The sequence below is a fragment of the Pseudomonas sp. NPDC087598 genome, assembly GCF_044743525.1.
GTDB lineage: Bacteria > Pseudomonadota > Gammaproteobacteria > Pseudomonadales > Pseudomonadaceae > Aquipseudomonas.
This window is the reverse complement of the sequence record NZ_JBIUWQ010000014.1, coordinates 63,543-82,879: the sequence shown is the minus strand read 5'-3', so window position 1 is coordinate 82,879 and position 19,337 is coordinate 63,543. Positions and strand designations below refer to the sequence as shown.

Annotated in this window: 20 protein-coding genes and 1 tRNA gene; 16 read left to right on the top strand and 5 right to left on the bottom strand. The window is 54.8% G+C overall.

Annotated elements, in window-relative coordinates; genetic code table 11:
* Positions 1-6: 6 nt before the first annotated feature.
* The 11 genes from ACIOWE_RS10870 (at position 7) to ACIOWE_RS10820 (ending at position 10,607) form a co-directional block, all read left to right on the top strand.
* Positions 7-222, top strand: a complete 216-nt coding sequence (locus ACIOWE_RS10870; RefSeq protein WP_150776455.1) for a hypothetical protein — start codon at positions 7-9, stop codon at positions 220-222.
* Positions 223-304: 82 nt separating this feature from the next.
* Entirely contained in the window at positions 305-568 is a 264-nt protein-coding gene (locus tag ACIOWE_RS10865) for a PAAR domain-containing protein (protein ID WP_123462276.1), read from the top strand.
* 113 nt (positions 569-681) lie between these two features.
* Positions 682-5,355: an RHS repeat-associated core domain-containing protein gene (locus tag ACIOWE_RS10860; RefSeq protein WP_401390839.1), complete on the top strand. Its 4,674-nt coding sequence runs from the start codon at positions 682-684 to the stop codon at positions 5,353-5,355.
* A complete protein-coding gene (locus ACIOWE_RS10855) occupies positions 5,356-6,084 on the top strand; it encodes a hypothetical protein (RefSeq protein WP_401390836.1) in 729 nt (242 codons plus the stop codon).
* Between the two features lie 136 nt (positions 6,085-6,220).
* Complete coding sequence (locus tag ACIOWE_RS10850; RefSeq protein ID WP_401390833.1) at positions 6,221-6,847, top strand: hypothetical protein; 627 nt, start codon at positions 6,221-6,223, stop codon at positions 6,845-6,847.
* Positions 6,848-7,074: 227 nt separating this feature from the next.
* Positions 7,075-7,371, top strand: a complete 297-nt coding sequence (locus tag ACIOWE_RS10845; protein WP_401390830.1) for a hypothetical protein — start codon at positions 7,075-7,077, stop codon at positions 7,369-7,371.
* Between the two features lie 116 nt (positions 7,372-7,487).
* Positions 7,488-7,805 carry a hypothetical protein gene (locus ACIOWE_RS10840; protein ID WP_401390827.1) on the top strand — a complete coding sequence of 106 codons (318 nt, stop codon included), beginning with the start codon at positions 7,488-7,490 and terminating at the stop codon, positions 7,803-7,805.
* A gap of 302 nt (positions 7,806-8,107) precedes the next feature.
* Entirely contained in the window at positions 8,108-8,602 is a 495-nt protein-coding gene (locus ACIOWE_RS10835) for a hypothetical protein (RefSeq protein ID WP_401390824.1), read from the top strand.
* Positions 8,603-8,810: 208 nt separating this feature from the next.
* Positions 8,811-9,302, top strand: a complete 492-nt coding sequence (locus ACIOWE_RS10830) for a hypothetical protein (protein ID WP_401390821.1) — start codon at positions 8,811-8,813, stop codon at positions 9,300-9,302.
* 464 nt (positions 9,303-9,766) lie between these two features.
* On the top strand, positions 9,767-10,132 hold the full coding sequence (locus ACIOWE_RS10825; RefSeq protein WP_401390818.1) for a DUF6124 family protein: 366 nt from the start codon (positions 9,767-9,769) through the stop codon (positions 10,130-10,132).
* 118 nt (positions 10,133-10,250) lie between these two features.
* A complete protein-coding gene (locus tag ACIOWE_RS10820; RefSeq protein WP_401390816.1) occupies positions 10,251-10,607 on the top strand; it encodes a DUF6124 family protein in 357 nt (118 codons plus the stop codon).
* A 228-nt stretch (positions 10,608-10,835) separates the two neighbouring features.
* Here ACIOWE_RS10820 and ACIOWE_RS10815 read toward each other — a convergent pair whose 3' ends face one another.
* Positions 10,836-11,864 carry an alpha/beta fold hydrolase gene (locus ACIOWE_RS10815; RefSeq protein WP_401390813.1) on the bottom strand — a complete coding sequence of 343 codons (1,029 nt, stop codon included), beginning with the start codon at positions 11,862-11,864 and terminating at the stop codon, positions 10,836-10,838.
* Positions 11,865-12,182: 318 nt separating this feature from the next.
* Here ACIOWE_RS10815 and ACIOWE_RS10810 point away from each other — a divergent pair.
* Positions 12,183-12,257 (top strand) — tRNA-Gln (locus tag ACIOWE_RS10810).
* Between the two features lie 115 nt (positions 12,258-12,372).
* Here the strand turns inward: ACIOWE_RS10810 and ACIOWE_RS10805 are convergent.
* Together ACIOWE_RS10805 and ACIOWE_RS10800 are read right to left on the bottom strand one after the other, a co-directional pair.
* Positions 12,373-14,361, bottom strand: coding sequence for a U32 family peptidase (locus ACIOWE_RS10805; RefSeq protein ID WP_401390810.1), 1,989 nt, complete (start codon positions 14,359-14,361; stop codon positions 12,373-12,375).
* A 345-nt stretch (positions 14,362-14,706) separates the two neighbouring features.
* The gene (locus ACIOWE_RS10800; protein ID WP_123464338.1) at positions 14,707-15,087 is read right to left on the bottom strand and encodes a RidA family protein; all 381 of its coding nucleotides are present in this window, start codon (positions 15,085-15,087) and stop codon (positions 14,707-14,709) included.
* Between the two features lie 139 nt (positions 15,088-15,226).
* On the opposite strand from ACIOWE_RS10800, the gene ACIOWE_RS10795 reads away from it, so the two are divergent.
* Positions 15,227-15,925 carry an alpha/beta hydrolase gene (locus ACIOWE_RS10795; protein WP_401390807.1) on the top strand — a complete coding sequence of 233 codons (699 nt, stop codon included), beginning with the start codon at positions 15,227-15,229 and terminating at the stop codon, positions 15,923-15,925.
* A 7-nt stretch (positions 15,926-15,932) separates the two neighbouring features.
* Here the strand turns inward: ACIOWE_RS10795 and gstA are convergent, their stop codons facing one another.
* Entirely contained in the window at positions 15,933-16,544 is a 612-nt protein-coding gene (gstA, locus tag ACIOWE_RS10790) for a glutathione transferase GstA (RefSeq protein WP_401390805.1), read from the bottom strand.
* Between the two features lie 109 nt (positions 16,545-16,653).
* On the opposite strand from gstA, the gene ACIOWE_RS10785 reads away from it, so the two are divergent.
* Both ACIOWE_RS10785 and ACIOWE_RS10780 read left to right on the top strand, forming a co-directional pair.
* Positions 16,654-17,562: a transcriptional regulator GcvA gene (locus tag ACIOWE_RS10785; protein ID WP_401390803.1), complete on the top strand. Its 909-nt coding sequence runs from the start codon at positions 16,654-16,656 to the stop codon at positions 17,560-17,562.
* Between the two features lie 123 nt (positions 17,563-17,685).
* Positions 17,686-18,099: a cupin domain-containing protein gene (locus ACIOWE_RS10780; protein WP_401390800.1), complete on the top strand. Its 414-nt coding sequence runs from the start codon at positions 17,686-17,688 to the stop codon at positions 18,097-18,099.
* 212 nt (positions 18,100-18,311) lie between these two features.
* On the opposite strand, the gene ACIOWE_RS10775 is transcribed toward ACIOWE_RS10780, so the two are convergent.
* The gene (locus ACIOWE_RS10775; RefSeq protein WP_401390797.1) at positions 18,312-18,521 is read right to left on the bottom strand and encodes a hypothetical protein; all 210 of its coding nucleotides are present in this window, start codon (positions 18,519-18,521) and stop codon (positions 18,312-18,314) included.
* Between the two features lie 141 nt (positions 18,522-18,662).
* Here ACIOWE_RS10775 and ACIOWE_RS10770 point away from each other — a divergent pair, with 141 nt between their 5' ends.
* Positions 18,663-19,313: a DUF2625 domain-containing protein gene (locus ACIOWE_RS10770; RefSeq protein ID WP_401390794.1), complete on the top strand. Its 651-nt coding sequence runs from the start codon at positions 18,663-18,665 to the stop codon at positions 19,311-19,313.
* The last annotated feature ends 24 nt before the right edge of the window (positions 19,314-19,337 follow it).

Below are 19,337 nucleotides of genomic sequence, written 5' to 3'. Positions count from 1 at the left end.
ACTGATATGCAATGTCCAACTTGTGGCGAGTACGGCGATCTGGCCATCGTTAAAGTGAAAAAAACAGGCGAAGAAGTCCTCGTCTGTACCGAGTGCGATTCACTGTGGAAAACAGTTGAGGCGGAGCCTCTCGGCGAAACATTTCTAGACGTCTCCGACTTCCTGACAGAGCGTAATCTTGAGCCGGATTGGGACGAGCTCGAGCTAGTGCGCAGGGTCTGACGAGGGACTGCTGAATACGAGTCGCCAGATCGTCGACCGTGCTGATGGCTTGAGCCATCTGACAAGTCAAAGGAGTGACACCATGAAAGACGCAATTCGCCTCGGCGACTCCACCACCCACGGTGGCAAAGTCCTCGAAGCCTTCTCCCGGACCGACCTCAACGGCAAACCCATTGCCGGGCTCGGTCACAAGGTCAGTTGCCCGTTGTGCAAAGGGATATTCCCGATTGCCGAGGGCAGCAGCACCTACACCGTCGACGGTACGCCCATCGCCCTCGACGGCATGAAAACCGCCTGCGGTGCTGCGTTGATTGCCAGTGGCCCGAAAGGGGCTGTCGTCAGCTAATCCGGATTTCTTTGATTCGTGCCTCAGAGAGGCGGCTTTTTGTCGCCCTCTTGCTGAAGCCTTGACCTTTTTTCTTCCAGACCCGGGCCTTGTTGGCGGGTGAGATGCTGTGAATGACCACTGAAACTGCTGTCGCAAAACGTGAGCCCCAAGTCGCCATCGTTCCACTCAATGCCATCGACATTCAGGACGTCGCCAGCAGTGCGGCAACCTTCGATGCCTGGCTGCAATCAGCCACTGACGGCGTGGTCACGCTTGACCGGATCAAGAACGTCGCCGGCGCCTTGCCGGTGGTGGGCAACATCATGGCGCTGGTCGATGCGCTTGGTGACATCGTCACCTTGTCGAACGCCAAGCAGCGCGATTTGCTCGCGTGGGCCAGCCTTGGCATCAACCTGATCGGCGTTTTGCCGTTGCCGCCGGCCATGGCAGCAGCGCGCATGACCCTGCGCCCGACGCTGTTTCTGGTGCGTCAGGAGATGAAGGCCAGCAGCAAATTGTTGCTCAGCACCTCCGTGATCGAGGTGCTGATCGGTCACCTGAACGCCTCGATTATCGGCACGCTGGACGATTTTGTTGAACAGACCAAAGGCAAGTTGCCCGGCATCCTCGCGGACGCTGGCAAGCTCGGTGAAGACGTCATCAACGAGATTGCCAAAGGCATCGAAGCGGTGGCTTTCGGCAATCTGGATGCCAAAGGTGATCTGAATGCGGCCAGCGCCCAGGCGAGCGCCGCAGTCGATCAATTCAAGAATGATCCGCTGGCCTCATTCAGCAATGTATTCGGGGCTGCCGCGAGTGCTTATAAAGCGGCTGGCAAGGGCCTGGCCAACAGCGTGGCACAAAATCTGGTGCCCGATGACTTCAAAAAAACCGTCTCCGAAGAAACTAAAAAACTGCGGGTAATGGGCCCGGAGTTGCGCACTCAGTTGAGCAAGCTTGACGATGAGTCGGTGCAGAACTCCATTGGCTGGTTGCTGCTGATCCTCTCCAGTGCCGTGACCCTGTGGCGCAAGCGCAATGCTCATGGTCAGAGCGCCGCGGTCCATCCAGACAAGACTGGACAGGCAAAGCACACGGCGTCCGATGGTCAATTGGGATCCAGCGGCCAACAAGCTCCGGCGAAAGGCGCGCCCGAGCCGAAGAAAAACGGCACCTGCACTAGCACCGCGCATAGCATCAATTTTGCGCTGGGTTCGGAAAGCCTCAGCCATACCGATTTCAGCCTGCCCGGCCCATTTCCGGTCGAGTGGACACGCACTTACAACTCACGCCTCGACGCCTACGATCAGAGCGAACTCGGCGCTCGCTGGATCAGCGAATTCACCACGAGTTTTGACTGCGTGGACGATGGCCTGACGTTCTGCGGCGCCGACGGCCGCGACCACAGCTATCCGCTGCCAAAGGTCGGTCTGTTCCATTACGACGCCATTGAAGACATCACGCTGGTCCGTAACAGCGAAGATCAGTTGTTGCTGTGCCGTGGTTTCGAGCGCAAGGAAACCTACGTCCGCCGTGGCCAGCGCTTTGTGCTGAGCAATATTTCCCTGCGCAACGGCGCCGGGATCATGTTGCATTACGAGCATCGCCACGGCGAACACTCGGTGCTCTCTGACCTGATCACCTATCAGGAAAACGACTTCAGCAAAGTGCATCTGCACCTCGGCACGATGATCGACGATCAGGGCCGGTTTATCGGCCTCTGGCAAATCGTTGACGGTGCTCCACTGCGACAACTCTGCGCCTACCAGTACGACGCGTATGGCAACCTGATTCAGGCGCAGGACGAGAACGGCGCAGTCTGGTCGTATCAGTACCAACATCACTTGATCACCCGTTACACCGACCGCACCGGCCGCGGCATGAATCTGCAGTGGGACGGCTCGGGCGCCAAGGCCAAAGCCATTCGCGAATGGGCCGATGACGGCAGCTTCGACACGCGCCTGGAATGGGACGAAAACATCCGTCTGACCTACGTCACCGATGCGCTCGATAACGAGACCTGGCACTACTACGACATCCTTGGCTACACCTACCGCATTCGCTACGCGGATGAGCGTTCGGAATGGTTCTTCCGTGACGAGGCGAAGAACATCGTGCGCCGCGTCAATGCCGACGGCAGCACCGATCGCTACAGCTACGATGAACGCAGCAACCTGCTCGAACACATCCGCGCCGACCACACGGTGATGCATTACGCCTACGATGATCAGGATCTGCTGATCAAGATTAGCGATGCCGAGGGCGGGCAATGGCAGCGCGCCTATGACGATCAGGGCAACCTGGTCGAAGCGCTGGATCCGCTCGGTAACAAAACCGAATACGCCTACAACAAATCCGGCCAGCCCACCGCGATCAAGGACGCCAACGGCAACGAAAAAACCCTCGACTACAACGACGCCGGTCAATTGGTGGAGTACGTCGATTGCTCGGGCAAAACCAGCACCTGGGAATACAACGAACTGGGGCAGATGATCTGCTTCACCGACGCTGCCGGCAACGCCACCGAATACGAATACAAGGCCGGCCAACTGGTGCTGATCAAGCACCCGGACAAGACCGAAGAGCGCTTTGATCGTGACGCCGAAGGTCGCTTGTTGGCCCATGTTGATGGACTCAATCGTTGCACCACCTGGAGCTACAGCGCGGCCGGTTTGATCGCCGAACGCGTCGATGCCGCCGAGCAGACCCTGCGTTATCGTTGGAACCGCCTTGGTCAGTTACTCGTATTGGAAAATCAAAATGAACAAAGGGCCTATTTTCACTATGACCCGGTCGGTCGCCTGTTTGAAGAAAAAGGCTTCGACGGCCGCAGCACGCGTTATCAGTACGACCCACTCACCGGGCGCCTGGCCCAATCTATCAATGGTGAACGCGTAATTTCGGTTAGCTTCGACCCGATGGGCCGGCTGGCCGAACGCCGAGCGACCTTAGGCGACCAGTCGCAAAGCGAAAGCTTCGCCTATGACGGCAATGGCAACATGGTGCTGGCCGACAACGCCGACAGCCGCCTGCAGTGGTTTCACGACCCGGCCGGTAATCTGATACGCGAACATCAACATTACCTCGGACTGGAAAAGCCCACTGTCGCCATCTGGCAGCACGAGTACGACGTGCTCAACCAACGTGTCGCCACCGTTCGTCCGGACGGCCACCGCGTTAGTTGGTTGACCTACGGCAGCGGCCATTTGCTCGGTCTGCGCCTGGACGAGCACGAACTGATCGGCTACGAACGCGACGACCTGCACCGCGAAGTCGCCCGCCATCAAGGCAACCACCTGCTGCAAACCCAAAGCTGGAACCCGGCTGGCCGCCTGCAAGAGCAACTGCTGGGCCGCAGCGACGACAAATCCACACTGCTCAAACGCGAGTACACCTACAACGCCGCGGGCCAACTCACCGACATCAACGACAGCCGTCGTGGCCCACTCGCTTATCGCTACGATCCCGTCGGCCGGCTGCTCAGCGCCACCACGCGTCAAGGCGTGGAAACCTTTGGCTTCGACCCGGCCGGTAACCTGCTCGACGACAAGGCGACAGAAATTCGCCGCCCACTGGACCTGACCCCACCGCGCAGCAAACTGGTCGACAACCTGCTGCGCGAATACGCTGGCACGCATTATGACTACGACGAACGCGGCAACCAGATTCAGCACTGGCACAACGGCCAACGCAGCGATCTGCGTTGGGACCTGTTTGATCGACTGGTGAATTTCGAAGACCCGCGCCTGAGCGTGGATTTCGCCTACGACGCATTGGGACGCCGCCTGCACAAAAACTCCCGTGCGCATTACAAACAGCGGCCTGAAGCAGGTTCCCTCTGGAACAGAAACGAGCACGCACGCAAACAACGGGAGCTTGGCTGTGGCTTCACCTTATACGGCTGGGATGGCGACAACCTCGCCTGGGAAAGCAGCCCGGCGCAGAGCGATGGCGAGCCGGGCCGTACGGTGCACTACGTCTTTGAACCGGGGACTTTTGTCCCTGTTGCGCAGGCTGTACGGCATGCGCCGATCAATCTGATTGGGCTACCGGATTACAGCGGTGAATACAGCCTCGATGAAGACCCGGTGTGGACTCACAAGGCAACGGCATTACCGTTTGATGCGTTGGCCTGGTACCAATGTGATCACCTCGGTACACCCGAGGAACTGACGGATTCCCAAGGCAACCTGGCCTGGACCGCGCACTACAAGGCGTGGGGTCAAGTCACGGAACAGCGTTCGGAGTGGGCGCAGCAGCACGGCGTGATGAACCCGATACGTTTTCAGGGGCAGTACCACGATCATGAGACGGGGCTGCATTACAACCGGTATCGGTATTACGATCCGGGGGTTGGGCGGTTTGTTAGTAAGGATCCGATCAGTTATGCAGGTGGATTGAATCTGTATAGCTATGCGCCAAACCCGATTGGATGGGTGGATCCTCTTGGCTTGACTCCTTGTCAAAAGAAAAAATGCGCTGCTCAGCTTAGTGCGATATATCGTAAGTCGGAAGGAACAAAATCGGCAAATGGTGCGCGAGGATTACAAGAGCGTATTGATCACTTACATGAAGATAAGTACGATCTTTATCGACATGCGCCAAAGAATAAAATGATAGTTGGGCCTCTGAGAGGCAAAGGGTCCTATGATGGTCATGTGCAAGCGGGGAAAGATCTCCAAATTAGTCTGCAGGGTGATATTAAGAAATTCGACAGTGATGGATGCGGCGAGTACTATCGAGTGCCAACTCGCATACGTGAGATGGCATATGCAAAGATCCCTACAGCTCCAGTGGGCCAATAAATGAACTTCGATCATATTATTTTTATTGCGAGCACCGACTGCTTTTCAGCAAGGCTTTTAGGGAAGCGGTTTGCTGATGATCTTGATGGCGTAAAGAATATCGCCAGAACGGCGACTCTGGAGTTAATGAATGGAGATTCTGACTATTACTACGATGCAGATTTTACAGAGGAAAGAATAAGTAAGACAAAAAATGATTTTTTCCAAAAACTCACGATGCTTAGCGATTCAATTACTGGAAGATTTGCTGAGCTTGACTCAATTGCTAGTCAGCGTACTACAAACCAGAGCGCCAATTCGATTCAACTTATAAAAAGCGTATCAGCCAGAATGTATTGGTTGAATGCCGACGACTTCCAGATTGAAATTTCTGACGAGTTAATCGAGGCAGTCATTCAGGCTCAATTTGTTGAAGTGCCTTTAGATACAGAAACAGATCTTGCTTGGGAAGAAATTCATGATCGATGGGAGTGTTCAACGTCTGAGTGGGATGAATACATAAAAAACATTATGAAAGACGTTCCTGATGCGATCTGTGCGATATTTAACGATCTTTATAATTCTCCGCTTTCTTTAAGCTATCTGAATGTCTGGAGTGAAAGATTGCCAAGAAACCATTTTATGACTTTGATCAAGGCTATTGAAGATGAAGCTTTCTTGGAAATGGAAAAAATCGAAAAGGATTACGCACAATTGATCAGACCTGCTATGAAGCAGTTTTACGGGTGAAATTTTTTAGGGGGCAGATCACGTTTTTAATACTGTTTAAATCCAGTCTGTCCCTGATAAATTCCAGCACTCCAAATGTTCATGTAAAGAACAAAAAGGCGAGTCAGAAATATTCGCTTATCCAAGGTGATGTAGTGTGAAGAACTACAAAATTATTTGTTATCGGGCAAAATTCGACGCTTTCAAAAAATTCACTAGCAGTCGCATTAAGAGTATCCCAGCAGGAATTAATGACGATTTCGCACTGCTAGCCTCTGTTGATCAAAACGGCTCCATTGGTTTCGATAAAACTACGCAGGGCGTTACGGCGATTAAATCATTAATTACCAAGTGCTACTACATTGATATTAATAGAAAGCTTCAATTGCCATCAAATAAAGAACTTCGTTACATGCCATTTTTTATGTTTAGAGATAAAGATGGAGAGTTCGAGCGCGCAGTGAGCGCGCATAGACGATACGAAGTAGATGTCAAAAAATATGAAATACTCTCAAGGCATCGAAGCGTGGAAAAACCTACCCCTCCCATACTGACTGTTTTTTTGCAGAATGATGAGTTGCCCATAAGCCAAGATGTATATAATCTTTTCAAAAATGCCTGCCAATATGTCGCGATCGCGAAAATTTCAGGCGAATATGGGTATGGCGCCTTTGATGTTTTTTCTGGTGACTTAAATTATTTTTTTGACGAGTTTGGCGGTATTGCAGGAGAGTTCGCAGTGTGGACAGTGGTTGATGATCCATCTCAACTTCCGATGTATTAGTTTGGAAAACAATTTTTTTTTCGAAGTTTTCTTCTGAAATTCGAGAAAGTAGTCGCAGAACACGATTTTTCCTCCTATGGCAACGGCCATGAATGTTGTCATAGGATGCGGATGAAAACAGTATGTCAGAGATTTCAAGCGAGCTTTCCAAGTTTTCTCCGAGAGACTTACAATTTTATGCGTCAAAATTTCTACAGGTTTATTGTAAAGCAAAGTCTATTCAGCACATGGCTATCAACGACTTGATAGCACATCTAAACAATTATCCTGAAAACTATACCCTCGGTGAATGGGAGAAAATGGGTGCCCTGTTGCCACTTAATGGGAGGGGCGATGATCTGCCAACAGATCTTAGTCAATCGATCCCATCAAAAGATATTGACGATTTTTGCCAGATTGTGGATAGCGCGGTCGAGGTGGGGATAGTCGATTTGTATGGCGCACCAACCGACCTGCCGGTGAAGTTCATAGAGAAGATGTCCTCGATTCTCCGTAGAAATAACATTGATCTTCCCCGCGTTTAGCAGAAGGGCAAGATCAATATTGCTGTCAGCGGATACACCTAAAATTTGAGTTAAGCGCTTCATGTTCATATGTCATGAGAGCTGCCTACTGCTAAGCGGTGGAGACCACACGGATCATGAGTTATGAATACAAATTGGTGCTTGATGACAGCTCTACAGCCCAGCTTGTCATCGACGTTATTAAATCCAGTAGTGCTTGTATTTACGCGGAAGACGGTGATTTTTATTTGAAGGATCACTCGTTAAATAGCAGTAGTACGTACGATGCTCGTCTGATCTATGTGGATGACGGATCCCTGTGGCTCCAAGTGAATTTTCAATCAGCAGAACTGTACGGCCTATTTAAAAAAGCATTCAATGGAAGAAATTTCAGGTGTCTTGAGGGTGAGGGCGACGATGAAGAGGTTGGCTTAAATGAGGCCTTCCGTATGTAGGTTGACTTTCAGTGAGATTGCAGCGGAATAGTCACGTTCTAATCTCTAAAAGCCCACGAAATTTATCAGGGGCAGGCCACGTTTTTGAAGATTGATTAAACGTAACCTGCCTCTGAGAATTTTTAAGGGGCGGATCACGTTTTTAATACTGTTTAAATCCAGTCTGTCCCTGATAAAATTCCGCGCAGCAACTGGTCGACAATATACTGCACGAATACGCCGTTACGCGTTACGACTACGACGAACGCGGTAACCAGATTTAGCGCTGGCTCAATGGTCTGCGTAGCGACCTGCGTTGGAACTTGTTTGATCGACTGGTGCATTTCGAAGACCCGCGCCTGAGCGTGGATTTCGCCTACGACGCACTCGGACGCCGCCTACACAAAAATTCCCGTGCCCACTACAAACAGCGGCCTGAAGCAGGTTCCCTCTGGAACAGAAACGAACACGCGCGCAAACAGCGTGAACTCGGCTGCGGTTTCACCTTGTACGGCTGGGATGGCGACAACCTCGCCTGGGAAAGTAGCCCGGCGCAGAGCGATGGCGAGCCGGGCCGCACGGTGCACTACGTCTTTGAACCGGGGACTTTTGTCCCTGTCGCTCAGGCTGTACGGCATGCGCCGATCAATCTGATTGGGCTACCGGATTACAGCGGTGAATACAGCCTCGATGAAGACCCGGTGTGGAATCACAAGGCGACGGCATTACCGTTTGATGCGTTGGCCCGGTATCAGTGCGATCACCTCGGCACGCCGCAGGAATTGACGGACTCGATGGCAGGAGCTGCAATCCGATGATCAGGGGTTGCCTGAATATATTGGCCCAAGAGAATAGTTATTCCAAACGCGCAGAGGTCATAGAACCCTCATAAATAGGGAAGACCAAAATATACGGCGTCTTGAAGCTGAGTACGATGAGCAGTGCGGCGGTAACGAAAAGCCATCTTGCTCCTGCCGATTGAAAAAATAGACGTCTATCGTTGATTACAAAAATGAAGAGGTAGTAATGGAAGATCTAAGAAAAGCACTATATGAGATAGAAGGAAAAGGCGCGCGCAAGCGGATAATGAAGCTCGCAACTGAATATGACCGGCTTGCAATGGGGCATGATACATTCCCTCAAATATGTTTTGACCTGATTGTAGAAATACTATCGACCGAAGAGCTTTTCAATAAGCCGGGAATGGATGTATTTCTGATGAATATTTCAACGGATACAGAACGGCTGTCGAAGGAGCGAAAGCAAAAACTGCTGGATACCATCCGAGATAGCTACTCAAAATATGCCAATTTGGAATTTTGCTGGATTGCAGGAGACATGCTCGCACGTTATTTTGACCGCGAATATGTAATGTATGTCTTCGACACTTTATTTGACAAGTCAACATCTGAGGGAAAGGAAGGTATTGCTCTAGGCTTGGATATAATTGCGAAGCACTCAAAGCGAGATCCAAGCGTCATGAAAAAAATTGAAAAAATCCTGAATAACTCCAAATGAAACTGGTTGAGATCTATAACAAAACTATGAGCAAAGTCGTCAAGCTTTCAGCCTCCCCCCCAAAAAGTGGCGAAGGATTCACTATCATCGCAGTGCTTAAACAAGATTCTGCAAACACGTTTAATTTACACCAACTGTTACGCCATAAAGGCTACAACACCTTGCGCCTTTGCCTACGCGTACGCCAGAATCCGCCGGCTTACGCGCCTTGAGGCGGGCTGTATCGTTTCCCTGTCACTGCAAAACAGTGATCGGGTTTGGTAGCCCGCTTCATTTACAGTTATGGCGTCGCCATTTGCAGCCTCGTTTTTAAGGCTGAGATTTATATGGTGGCCATGCGTGGGGCTCCCTCGGGAGCGCCGGGTTTACTGTTTTGACCGGTCTACCAACCCACAAATGGCCGCCACCCTTCGTTTGGTAGCGAGAGTGATGGCTCCTTTTATCTTTTAAAACAGGTGTCATCTATGTTCAAAATTACGCCGAACCCACCAGAATCCGACCCAATCCCCTACGACGCCGCGCTCGAACCTCAAAACATCAAAGAGGCCACAGAACGCGCCATCAACTTCTATCTCAATCCCTCAGCACTAAAAACCTCAATCCCCACCCGAAAAACCGGCAGGATCTACCTCATCGACCCCACGGTGGATGACGAAACGCTGCTCGTCGAGGCGACTGAAACCTTGTCTTCCGCCAGTGACATGGCGCGTGAACTTGCTGATTCGATAGACATTTCGCAGCGTCGGAAGATGCTGATCCTGCAACAGGTGATCATGCTCAGTGAGCTGGTCGTGGGTCGAGTCTTGGACAACCAGCGCTTGCCGCACTAGTCGCGTTGCCGATGGGTGAGGGGGCGTGCCCCCTCATTGCACAGAAGCGTCCGCGATCGCGACGCTTCATGCCTTCTATCAAAGAACCTCGAACGATTCTTGTCTGGAGTTTCAGCTGATGTCTCAGCCACCCGAACCACCGGTCACAGACCTGGTATCGCCGTACGCATCGCCCAATTCAAGAAAGCTCCACGAAGCGGCCGAGCGCGCGCTTGACCATTACCTGTTGCCTGCCGCGATCGTGGCCACACCCTACACGCCCAACGCTCTGTTCATGGCCAATCCGCACGCAGACACTGAGTCGTTGCTGACCAACGCTTGCGGGTCCTTGGCGTCCGCCTCGGTCATGCTCGGCAATTTTGCCGGGATGTTGGAGGGATCAAACCGCCATACGCTACTGGGCATTGCGCAGGTGGTCATGTTGGGAGAGTTGGCGGTGAACAAGGCGTTGGATCTTGTTGTGCCAACAGAGTAATCACGCACGTTAGTCAGTTTGTGGGTGTCTGGTGAGGCCTCATCGCGAGCAGGCTCACTCCTACATTTGGAATGCATTCCCCTGTAGGAGCGAGCCTGCTCGCGATAACGCCAGTTCAGGCAAAGAATCTGCAAAACCATAACACCGCGTCTGACCACCACCCGAGCCTCAATCCCACCATCCAAACAATCAAGCAGTCAGCCTTTGCGGCTGACTGCCTTTTTGTTTCTACAGGTGATCGGCGTCGATCACAGCCTTGGCGAACGCCTGCGGGTCTTCCTGCGGCAAGTTGTGGCCAATTCCGCCATTGATCAAACGGAACTGGTATTTGTCGGTGAAGCGTTTGGCGTAATCCTCGGGCGCCGGGTGCGGTGCGCCGTTGGCGTCGCCTTCAAGGGTGATGGTCGGCACACTGATTGACGGCGCGGTGGCCAGTTTTTGTTCCAGTGCGGCGTATTTCGCTTCGCCCTGTACCAGGCCTAGACGCCAGCGGTAGTTGAACACGGTGATGTCGACGTGATCCGGGTTCTCCAGGGCTTTGGCGGAACGGTCGAAGGTGGTGTCGTCGAATTTCCACTGCGGTGACGCCAGTTGCCAGATCAGCTTGGCGAAGTCATGGGTGTTTTTCTGGTACCCGTCGCGACCACGGTCGGTGGCGAAGTAGAACTGATACCACCACTGCAATTCAGCCTTGGGCGGCAGCGGATTCCTGCCGGCGGCCTGGTTGCCGATCAGATAGCCGCTGACCGAGACCAGTGCCTTGACCCTTTCCGGCCACAGCGCCGAGACGATGTCTGCCGAACGTGCGCCCCAGTCATAACCGCCGAGCACCGCTTGCTTGATCTTCAGTGCGTCCATGAAATCGATGACGTCACTGGCCAGCGCCGCCGGTTGACCGTTGCGCAGGGTGTCTTTGGAGAGGAACTGCGTATCGCCATAACCCCGCGCATACGGCATCAGCACCCGATAACCTTTTGCCGCCAACAGCGGCGCGACCTCGTCGTAGCTGTGAATGTCGTAGGGCCAGCCGTGCAGCAGAATCACCACCGGGCCATCGGCAGGGCCGGTTTCGGCGTAGGCCACATCAAGCACACCCGCCTGCACATGTTTCAGCGGGCCGAAGGGCGAGGGCGCCGAATAGCTGACTGCCGCAGGTTCAGTGGTTTGTGCCTGAGCCGTACCAAAAGCGCCGAACAGCGATAGCGCCAGCATCGAAAGTCCGAAAGCGGTTTTGCGGGTGTGCAGTGCCATCTTCATGGTGACGTCTCCTGTGCGAGCCTTTGGCCAAGGGTTCTGAATGAATCCTTCAAACCTTGGGTGCATTTGAGCGCGGGGACGTATCTGGCCTGTGTCGAAGAGGGGCGTAGTTGAGTGTCGCTGTATCGCGGCGGCGTTCGTACACAGTGTGATACATAGCGCCAAACCGGCAGATCAGTGGCCAGAATCCAGCCAAAATAATAAGTCGCTGTTTTAAAACAAAAAATATTTCATTTCGCGCTTCACAAAGCGGAAAAACCTTGGTAAATTGCGCCCCGTTCTCACAGAAAACCTCAACGAGGCGCTGGAAAGAGCAGTAGGGGCGTCGCCAAGCGGTAAGGCAGCAGGTTTTGATCCTGCCATGCGTTGGTTCGAATCCAGCCGCCCCTGCCATATTCGAAAAAACGCCAACTTCGCAAGAAGTTGGCGTTTTTTTATGCCTGCGATTTGTCCCGCCGTGAAGCAGGGCAGGCGGGTACGGCGCCGAAGCACCGTACCCGCCAACCACTCAGTGCGGTGCGCGCGGGATGGTTTTCATCAGGTCTTCGGGGCTGATGTGGCCGACCACGCTGCCCGGTTGCGGCAGGTTGAGGATGTGGCCTTTCATCTTGCCGATGATGTGCATCTCGCACGGCTTGCAATCGAACTTCAGCGTCAGCACTTCATCGCCGTGGATCAACTGCATCGGCGCGACTTTGGTGCGCACGCCCGTCACGCCTTTGGCCTGTTTCGGGCACAGGTTGAAGGAGAAACGCAGGCAGTGCTTGGTGATCATCACCGGCACTTCGCCTGGCTCTTCGTGCGCTTCATACGCGGCGTCGATCAGCTTCACGCCGTGACGGTGATAGAAGTCGCGGGCCTTCTGGTTGTAGACGTTGGCCAGGAACGTCAGGTGCGAATCCGGGTACACCGGCGGCGGGCTGGTTTCGGCTTTACGGCTGCCACGCGGATGCGCGGCGACACGGGCAGCGGTCAGCGCTTCGATCACTTCACGACGCAGGGATTTGAGCTGCGAGTTCGGGATGAAGAACGCCTGTGGCGCATCGAGTTTGATGTCGGTGGCGTGGTACTGCGTGGTGCCGAGCTGACCGAGCAGATCGCGCAACTGCTCCAGCGCTTGCTCAGGCTTGTTGGCCACGCCGAACGGGCCGTTCAGGGTGACGCTGGCGCTGATGCCTTCTTCGCTGGTGGCGGTGACTTCCAGCTGTTCTTCGCGTAAGCGAGCCATCCAGCTCAGGGCCACACGACGCTCGGAAGAGGTCTTTTGCAGCGCCTGCTGCCAGTTGTGATCGAGGTTGCGATTGAGCGGGTGGCTCGGGCGCAGTTTGAACAGGCCTTCGGGCATTTCGTTCGGCTCGACGCGGTAGCGGTAGCGCTTCTCGCCGTCTTCTTCGAACTCGCCTTTGGCTTCGGCGATGTTGGCGCGGAAACCGACCACTTCGCGTTTGACCAGCACGTTCAGGCCATCGCCGTTGGACAGCGGTTCGTGGGTGACGACCTGCATGTCACGCGTGCCGACTTTTTCGACGGTGCCAACCGGCAGGCCGGTGAAGGTCGGCGAGTCGAAGGCGCCGATGTCGATCTTGCGATCAGTGACGAAATAGTCGGTGCTGCCCCGGTGGAAAGTCTTTTCCGGGTCCGGCAGGAAGAAGTGCGCGGTGCGGCCGCTGGAAGCGCGGGCCAGGTCCGGACGATCTTCGAGGACGTCGTCGAGGCGCTGACGGTAATAGGCCGTGATGTTTTTCACGTAGCCCATGTCCTTGTAGCGACCTTCGATCTTGAACGAGCGCACGCCGGCTTCGACCAGGGCGCGGATGTTGGCGCTCTGGTTGTTGTCTTTCATCGACAGCAGGTGTTTTTCGTAGGCGATCACGCCACCCTTTTCATCTTTAAGGGTGTACGGCAAACGGCAGGCCTGCGAGCAGTCGCCACGGTTGGCACTGCGCCCGGTCTGCGCGTGGGAAATGTTGCACTGGCCGGAGAAGGCCACGCACAACGCGCCATGAATGAAGAATTCGATGGCGGCGTCGGTTTCGTCGGCGATGGCGCGGATTTCTTGCAGGTTCAGCTCACGGGCCAAAACCAGTTGCGAGAAACCGGCCTGATCGAGGAACTTCGCGCGCTCCAGCGTACGGATGTCGGTCTGGGTCGAGGCGTGCAGCTCGATCGGCGGAATATCCAGCTCCATCACGCCCAGATCCTGGACGATCAGCGCGTCGACACCGGCGTCGTACAACTGATGGATCAGCTTGCGTGCCGGCTCCAGTTCGTTGTCGTGCAGGATGGTGTTGATGGTGGTGAAGATTCGCGCGTGATACTTGCGGGCGAATTCCACCAGATCGGCGATTTCGCTCACTTCGTTGCAGGCGTTGTGGCGGGCGCCGAAGCTCGGGCCGCCGATGTAGACGGCGTCAGCGCCGTGCAGGATCGCCTCACGGGCGATGGCCACATCGCGGGCAGGGCTGAGCAATTCCAGATGATGCTTGGGCAAGGACATAGTTTTTTTAGTCAGGCTGTCACGGTTAGCCGCGCATTCTACCCGCGAATCGCGCGCCCGGCACGCCTGTGCTGCCCGATGGCCCTTGCAGGTCTGATCCTGCTTTTGGAGGAGATGCGGCACGCTGCGATCTTTTGATCTCGTTTTCAAAGATCAAAAGATCGCAGCCTCGTTCCACTCGACAGCTCCTACAGGGTTTTGTGCCAGACACAGATGCAATGGTCGACACCAAAACCTGCGGGAGCTGGCTTGCCAGCGATAGCGGAGTATCAGGCGACGTCAATGTGTGATGTGCCGACGCCATCGCTGGCAAGCCAGCTCCCACAATGATTCGGTGTTACACGATCAGGCCTTGGCGGCCATCGCAGTCACTTCCACCCGCATGCCTTCAACGGCCAGAGAGGCAACGCCGACTGCCGCACGCACAGGCCAAGGCTTGGCGAAGAAGCGTTTGTACACTTCGTTGAATGCTGCGCGGTCAGCCATGTCGGTGAGGTAGATGGTCAGATGCATGACTCGGTCCATCGAGCTGCCGGCGCGCTCCAGGGCGACTTTCAGTGCTTGCAGTGTGCATTCGCTTTGCTCGGTGATGCCGCCCAGTTCCAGGCTGCCATCGGCACGGGTCGGGATCTGGGTGGAAACCATGATCCCGCCGAAGGTCGCGACGTCGGAAGAAATGGAGTCGGCGTCCGGATCCGGAGTGAACGTGATGTCTTGGTTGGCCATGCTGATCTCTTGTTCGAGTGAGTGAGGATCGCGCCAGTTTACAGATTCGCCGTCGACATGGCCCGTTTGCGCAATCGGCACCATACTGCTGCGCGTAGTTGGCAAACCATCTTCTGTTTACAGACAAAGGAGCAGGGCCATGAGCAACAAACCGACAATTGTGCTGGTACACGGTTTCTGGGGTGGCGCCGCACATTGGGGCAAGGTCATTGTCGAACTGACACGCAAGGGTTACACGGCACTGCATGCCGTAGAAATGCCATTGACCTCGCTCGCCGACGATGCTGAACGCACGCGTAAAATGATCGCGCAACAAAGTGGTCCGGTGTTGTTGGTCGGGCATTCTTATGGCGGGGCGGTGATCACCGAGGCCGGCAATCAGCCGAATGTCGTTGGCCTGGTATATATCGCCGCATTTGCTCCGGATGCCGGCGAAAGCCCCGGCGGTCTGACGCAGCAACATTTGCCGGCCGCCGCGCCGAATCTCGAACCGGACAGCGACGGCTTTCTGTGGCTCAAGGCTCACAAGTTTCATGAAAGCTTCTGTCAGGATCTCTCAGCCGAAGAAGCGCTGGTCATGGCAGTCACTCAGAAGGCGCCGGTGGCCAGCACTTTCGGCGATACGATCAGCAATCCTGCCTGGAAGAACAAGCCGTCGTGGTATCAGATCTCCACCGAGGATCACATGATCCATCCGGACAACCAGCGGCAGATGTCCGCGCGGCTGGGGGCGAAAAAGATCATCACGCTGGATGCCAGCCATGCGTCGCTGGCGTCACGGGCAAGCGAAGTGGCAGCGTTTATCGATGAGGCCGCAATTGCATCGGTGAAAGCGTAACCACTGTTCAGACTGGTTGTGTGGCGTTTTCCGCTGCGATTGCCGAGCGAACGCTTGGGCGCTCGGCAATGCCTTTCATATAGGCCGCCAGCGTCGGCCAATGCTCGATGTTGATATTGAACACCGGCAGCCATTGCAGAACGGTAAACAGATAAGCGTCGGCCACGCCGAATGTGCCCATCAGATAATCCCGCTCAGCGAGCGTCTGGCTCAGGAAATCCAGACGCTTGAACAGAGTTTGCTTGAAGATGGCCTTGACCGCTTCCGGGATTTCGCTATTGAACAGCGGCGCGCTGCCGCCATGAATTTCGCTGCTGATGAAGTTCAGATGTTCCTGTAAACGCGTGCGCTGCCAGGTGCCTTGAGCCGGCGCCAATGCGTTCCCGGGAGCCAGATCAGCGAGGAATTGCAAAATTGCCGGCCCCTCCGTCAGTACCTCGCCGTTATCCAGCATCAGTGCTGCGACATAACCCTTGGAATTGATCTCGCGAAAGTCGCGGCCATCGGCTGTGCGCTTGGTCTGGTTATTCACGCGAATCAGTTCAAAGGGCAGACCGAGTTCCCGCAGCACAATGTGTGGCGACAACGAACAGGTCATCGGCGCGAAATACAGTTTCATGGCGTTTCCTTGCTGAAATAAGGCGCCAGAATCCACCGTCGCCGAAGCTTTCGCAAAGGTCATTTCGAGTGATAGCGTATGACAAAATCTCATGGGTACGGAGCGTCATATGGCTGTCAGGTTGCCTTCTCTCAATGGTTTGAGAGCCTTCGAATCCGCCGCTCGCCACATGAGTTTTACCAAGGCGGCCGAAGAGCTGAACGTTACCCAGACCGCCATCAGCCATCAGATCCGCCGACTCGAAGAGGAGCTGGGTGTGTCGCTGTTTCTTCGGCTCAAGGACGGATTGGCGCTCACTGAAAGCGGCCAAGACTACTTGCCGGGCGTGCGCTCGGCGTTTCATGAATTGCGTTATTCGACGGAGCAGTTGCTGGCGTCGCGCAACAAGCCTGTGCTGACCATCAGCACCTTGGTGTCGGTGGCGTCCAAGTGGTTGTTGTCGCGCCTGCCGGCGTTTCAGCAGGCCTTTCCCGATATCGAAGTAAGGGTCAGTGCATCCACCGAACTGGTGGATTTTCGTCACGGCGGTATTGATGCGGCGATTCGCTATGGTCGAGGTGACTGGAAGGGCTTGCGTGCCGATTTTCTGATGTCCGACGAGATCTTTCCGGTGTGCAGCCCGGCATTGCTCAACGGCACGAAGGCACTGAGCACGCCCGCCGATCTCATCAACCACACGATGCTGCAAGTCAGTGGCATGACCGCCGACGACTGGAACCTCTGGTTACGCGCGGAGGGGCAGCCGCCTCGACTGGCCGAAGCGCCCCGGCTGACCTTCGATCTGGCGATGATGGCGGTGCAGGCCGCCATTGACGGGCAGGGCGTCTGCATCGGGCGCTCAACCTATGTGGATGATGATCTGCGGGCGGGACGACTGCTGGTGCCGTTTGATCTGCGTCTGCAGGACGATCTGGGGTTTTATCTGGTGACGCCACACGAAACAGCGGACTCGAAAAAAATCGTCGCCCTGAGAACATGGTTGCTGGCGATGCGGCAAGACCGCGAAACGTTTGTATAAACGTGTATCTACCCCGGTCGGATACACACGCCGATAACAAACATCGGGTTTACGACACATCCGCCATACATGCCCCACGCAGAGTAGAGGTCACCCCAACCCTACGCTCAAGAGGGCAACATCATGCGCCGTCCATTGTTTTTGGCTACCGCTGCAATATTCGCGTCCCTGACCGGCATCGCACACGCCGCTGACACCCAACCCAAAAGTTGGCAGCAAGGCCTGAGTCGTACCGATCTGGTGCGTCAGGACCTCGGCGCCGCCGATCGAGAAGTGCTTCAAGCGCGGGTCGATTTCGAACCTGGCGTGACCTCGCCACGGCATGCGCATCCCGGTGTCGAGGTCGCTTTCGTGATCAGCGGTACATTCGAATATCAACTGGAGGGCAGGGCGCCCGTAACACTGAAGGCTGGCGATTCGCTGTTTATCCCGGAGGGTGTTGCGCATATCGCGAAGAATGTCGGCGCGGACAAGGGCTCAGAGTTGGCGACGTACATCGTCAAGAAGGGCGAGCCACTGTTGATCCTCAAACCATAGCCCTACGATCCCTGACCGTAGTAAATCTGGTGCAGTATCAGCACCTCCATCAGAGCCACTATCACGCAGAATCTGACGAATCCCGCAGTAAAGACTCTGCGCGGTTTTTCATAGGTAAAGTCGAAATTGCACAGCACCAACACAACAGCCAGCAGTAATTTCAAAAAGCGCATCGATTCTTCCCTGATCCTGCCATTTCGGCAGGGACGACCTTAATGCAGGGTAACAACCCTGCGACTTTCGCCAATCCGGATCCGGTCCAGCGCTCGGTTTAACGCATCAAGCGCATCGAGAAGCGCTCTGGCTTCGGCTTCTCGACCGTCACCCCACAGGCGTTCGGCCATTTTGTTCAAGGCCTGGATCGAGCGCTCGATGTCGGCGGCGGTTGCGGTCTCTTTACTGACCGGCTGTTTTTTGGGCATTCAGAAACTGTCCTGTACGACTGGAGGCAGGGTTTTTAGCATGATGGCGCCGATCATTCCATGTCATCAAATGGACTTGCCCGGTGGTCATGCGCATTGACGATATCGCTATAATCGTCCTTTTCCCCGAAGGATCGGTAGATGAAAAACCTGCAAGACCTGATAGATCACCACAACCCCGCGTTGCCCTTCATTGAGGAAATGCTGGAAGACGCTGCTTTGGACTTCCAGTTATTACCTCCGTCTTCAAAAAACGCTGAGGTGCTGTCCGGCCTTCAAGTATCGACCCGATCGACCTTGGGTTCGATGGCCTACGACAGTGGCGGGCTTATCATCGACCACGGCTGGTTGCGTGTACTCGGCTCAGGTCATCCGCAGTTGCCGCGAAATCTGATTGACTGGAATGAGGGCCGTGGGACGGGTTATCTGCTGGTCGCCGACGATGTTGTGGGCGGTTTCTTCGCTATCAATGGCGGTGCCTTGGGTGATGACATGGGGGCGATGTATTACTGGGCGCCCGATACATTACGTTGGGAACCGCTGGAAATCGGTTACACCGACTTTCTGGGTTGGGCAGTGAGCGAACGTCTGGCAGTGTTTTACGACGGACTGCGCTGGAACGGATGGAAGCGTGATCTAGCGACCCTACAAACCGATCAGTGCTTTTCATTCTTTCCGTTTCTCTGGACTCGGGAAGGGTCAGTAGAAGCAAGCAAGCGGACGATGGTCGGGATTGGTGAGCAATTCAAGATGAATGTCGAATTAGCCGGGACGCTCGATAGTGGTGCTTAGCGGCCCAAAGGCAATGAGCATTGG

Excerpts from the sequence above, each read along its gene's own strand:
- ACIOWE_RS10865 (WP_123462276.1), top strand. The coding sequence starts at position 305 with ATGAAAGACGCAATTCGCCTCGGCGACTCCACCACCCACGGTGGCAAA.
- ACIOWE_RS10775 (WP_401390797.1), bottom strand. The coding sequence starts at position 18,521 with ATGCCCAAAAAACAGCCGGTCAGTAAAGAGACCGCAACCGCCGCCGAC.
- ACIOWE_RS10870 (WP_150776455.1), top strand. The coding sequence starts at position 7 with ATGCAATGTCCAACTTGTGGCGAGTACGGCGATCTGGCCATCGTTAAA.
- ACIOWE_RS10800 (WP_123464338.1), bottom strand. The coding sequence starts at position 15,087 with ATGGCCAACCAAGACATCACGTTCACTCCGGATCCGGACGCCGACTCC.
- ACIOWE_RS10830 (WP_401390821.1), top strand. The coding sequence starts at position 8,811 with ATGGAAGATCTAAGAAAAGCACTATATGAGATAGAAGGAAAAGGCGCG.
- ACIOWE_RS10815 (WP_401390813.1), bottom strand. The coding sequence starts at position 11,864 with ATGAAGATGGCACTGCACACCCGCAAAACCGCTTTCGGACTTTCGATG.
- ACIOWE_RS10825 (WP_401390818.1), top strand. The coding sequence starts at position 9,767 with ATGTTCAAAATTACGCCGAACCCACCAGAATCCGACCCAATCCCCTAC.
- ACIOWE_RS10805 (WP_401390810.1), bottom strand. The coding sequence starts at position 14,361 with ATGTCCTTGCCCAAGCATCATCTGGAATTGCTCAGCCCTGCCCGCGAT.
- ACIOWE_RS10855 (WP_401390836.1), top strand. The coding sequence starts at position 5,356 with ATGAACTTCGATCATATTATTTTTATTGCGAGCACCGACTGCTTTTCA.
- ACIOWE_RS10860 (WP_401390839.1), top strand. The coding sequence starts at position 682 with ATGACCACTGAAACTGCTGTCGCAAAACGTGAGCCCCAAGTCGCCATC.
- ACIOWE_RS10840 (WP_401390827.1), top strand. The coding sequence starts at position 7,488 with ATGAGTTATGAATACAAATTGGTGCTTGATGACAGCTCTACAGCCCAG.
- ACIOWE_RS10820 (WP_401390816.1), top strand. The coding sequence starts at position 10,251 with ATGTCTCAGCCACCCGAACCACCGGTCACAGACCTGGTATCGCCGTAC.
- ACIOWE_RS10770 (WP_401390794.1), top strand. The coding sequence starts at position 18,663 with ATGAAAAACCTGCAAGACCTGATAGATCACCACAACCCCGCGTTGCCC.
- ACIOWE_RS10795 (WP_401390807.1), top strand. The coding sequence starts at position 15,227 with ATGAGCAACAAACCGACAATTGTGCTGGTACACGGTTTCTGGGGTGGC.
- gstA (WP_401390805.1), bottom strand. The coding sequence starts at position 16,544 with ATGAAACTGTATTTCGCGCCGATGACCTGTTCGTTGTCGCCACACATT.
- ACIOWE_RS10780 (WP_401390800.1), top strand. The coding sequence starts at position 17,686 with ATGCGCCGTCCATTGTTTTTGGCTACCGCTGCAATATTCGCGTCCCTG.
- ACIOWE_RS10845 (WP_401390830.1), top strand. The coding sequence starts at position 7,075 with ATGGCTATCAACGACTTGATAGCACATCTAAACAATTATCCTGAAAAC.
- ACIOWE_RS10785 (WP_401390803.1), top strand. The coding sequence starts at position 16,654 with ATGGCTGTCAGGTTGCCTTCTCTCAATGGTTTGAGAGCCTTCGAATCC.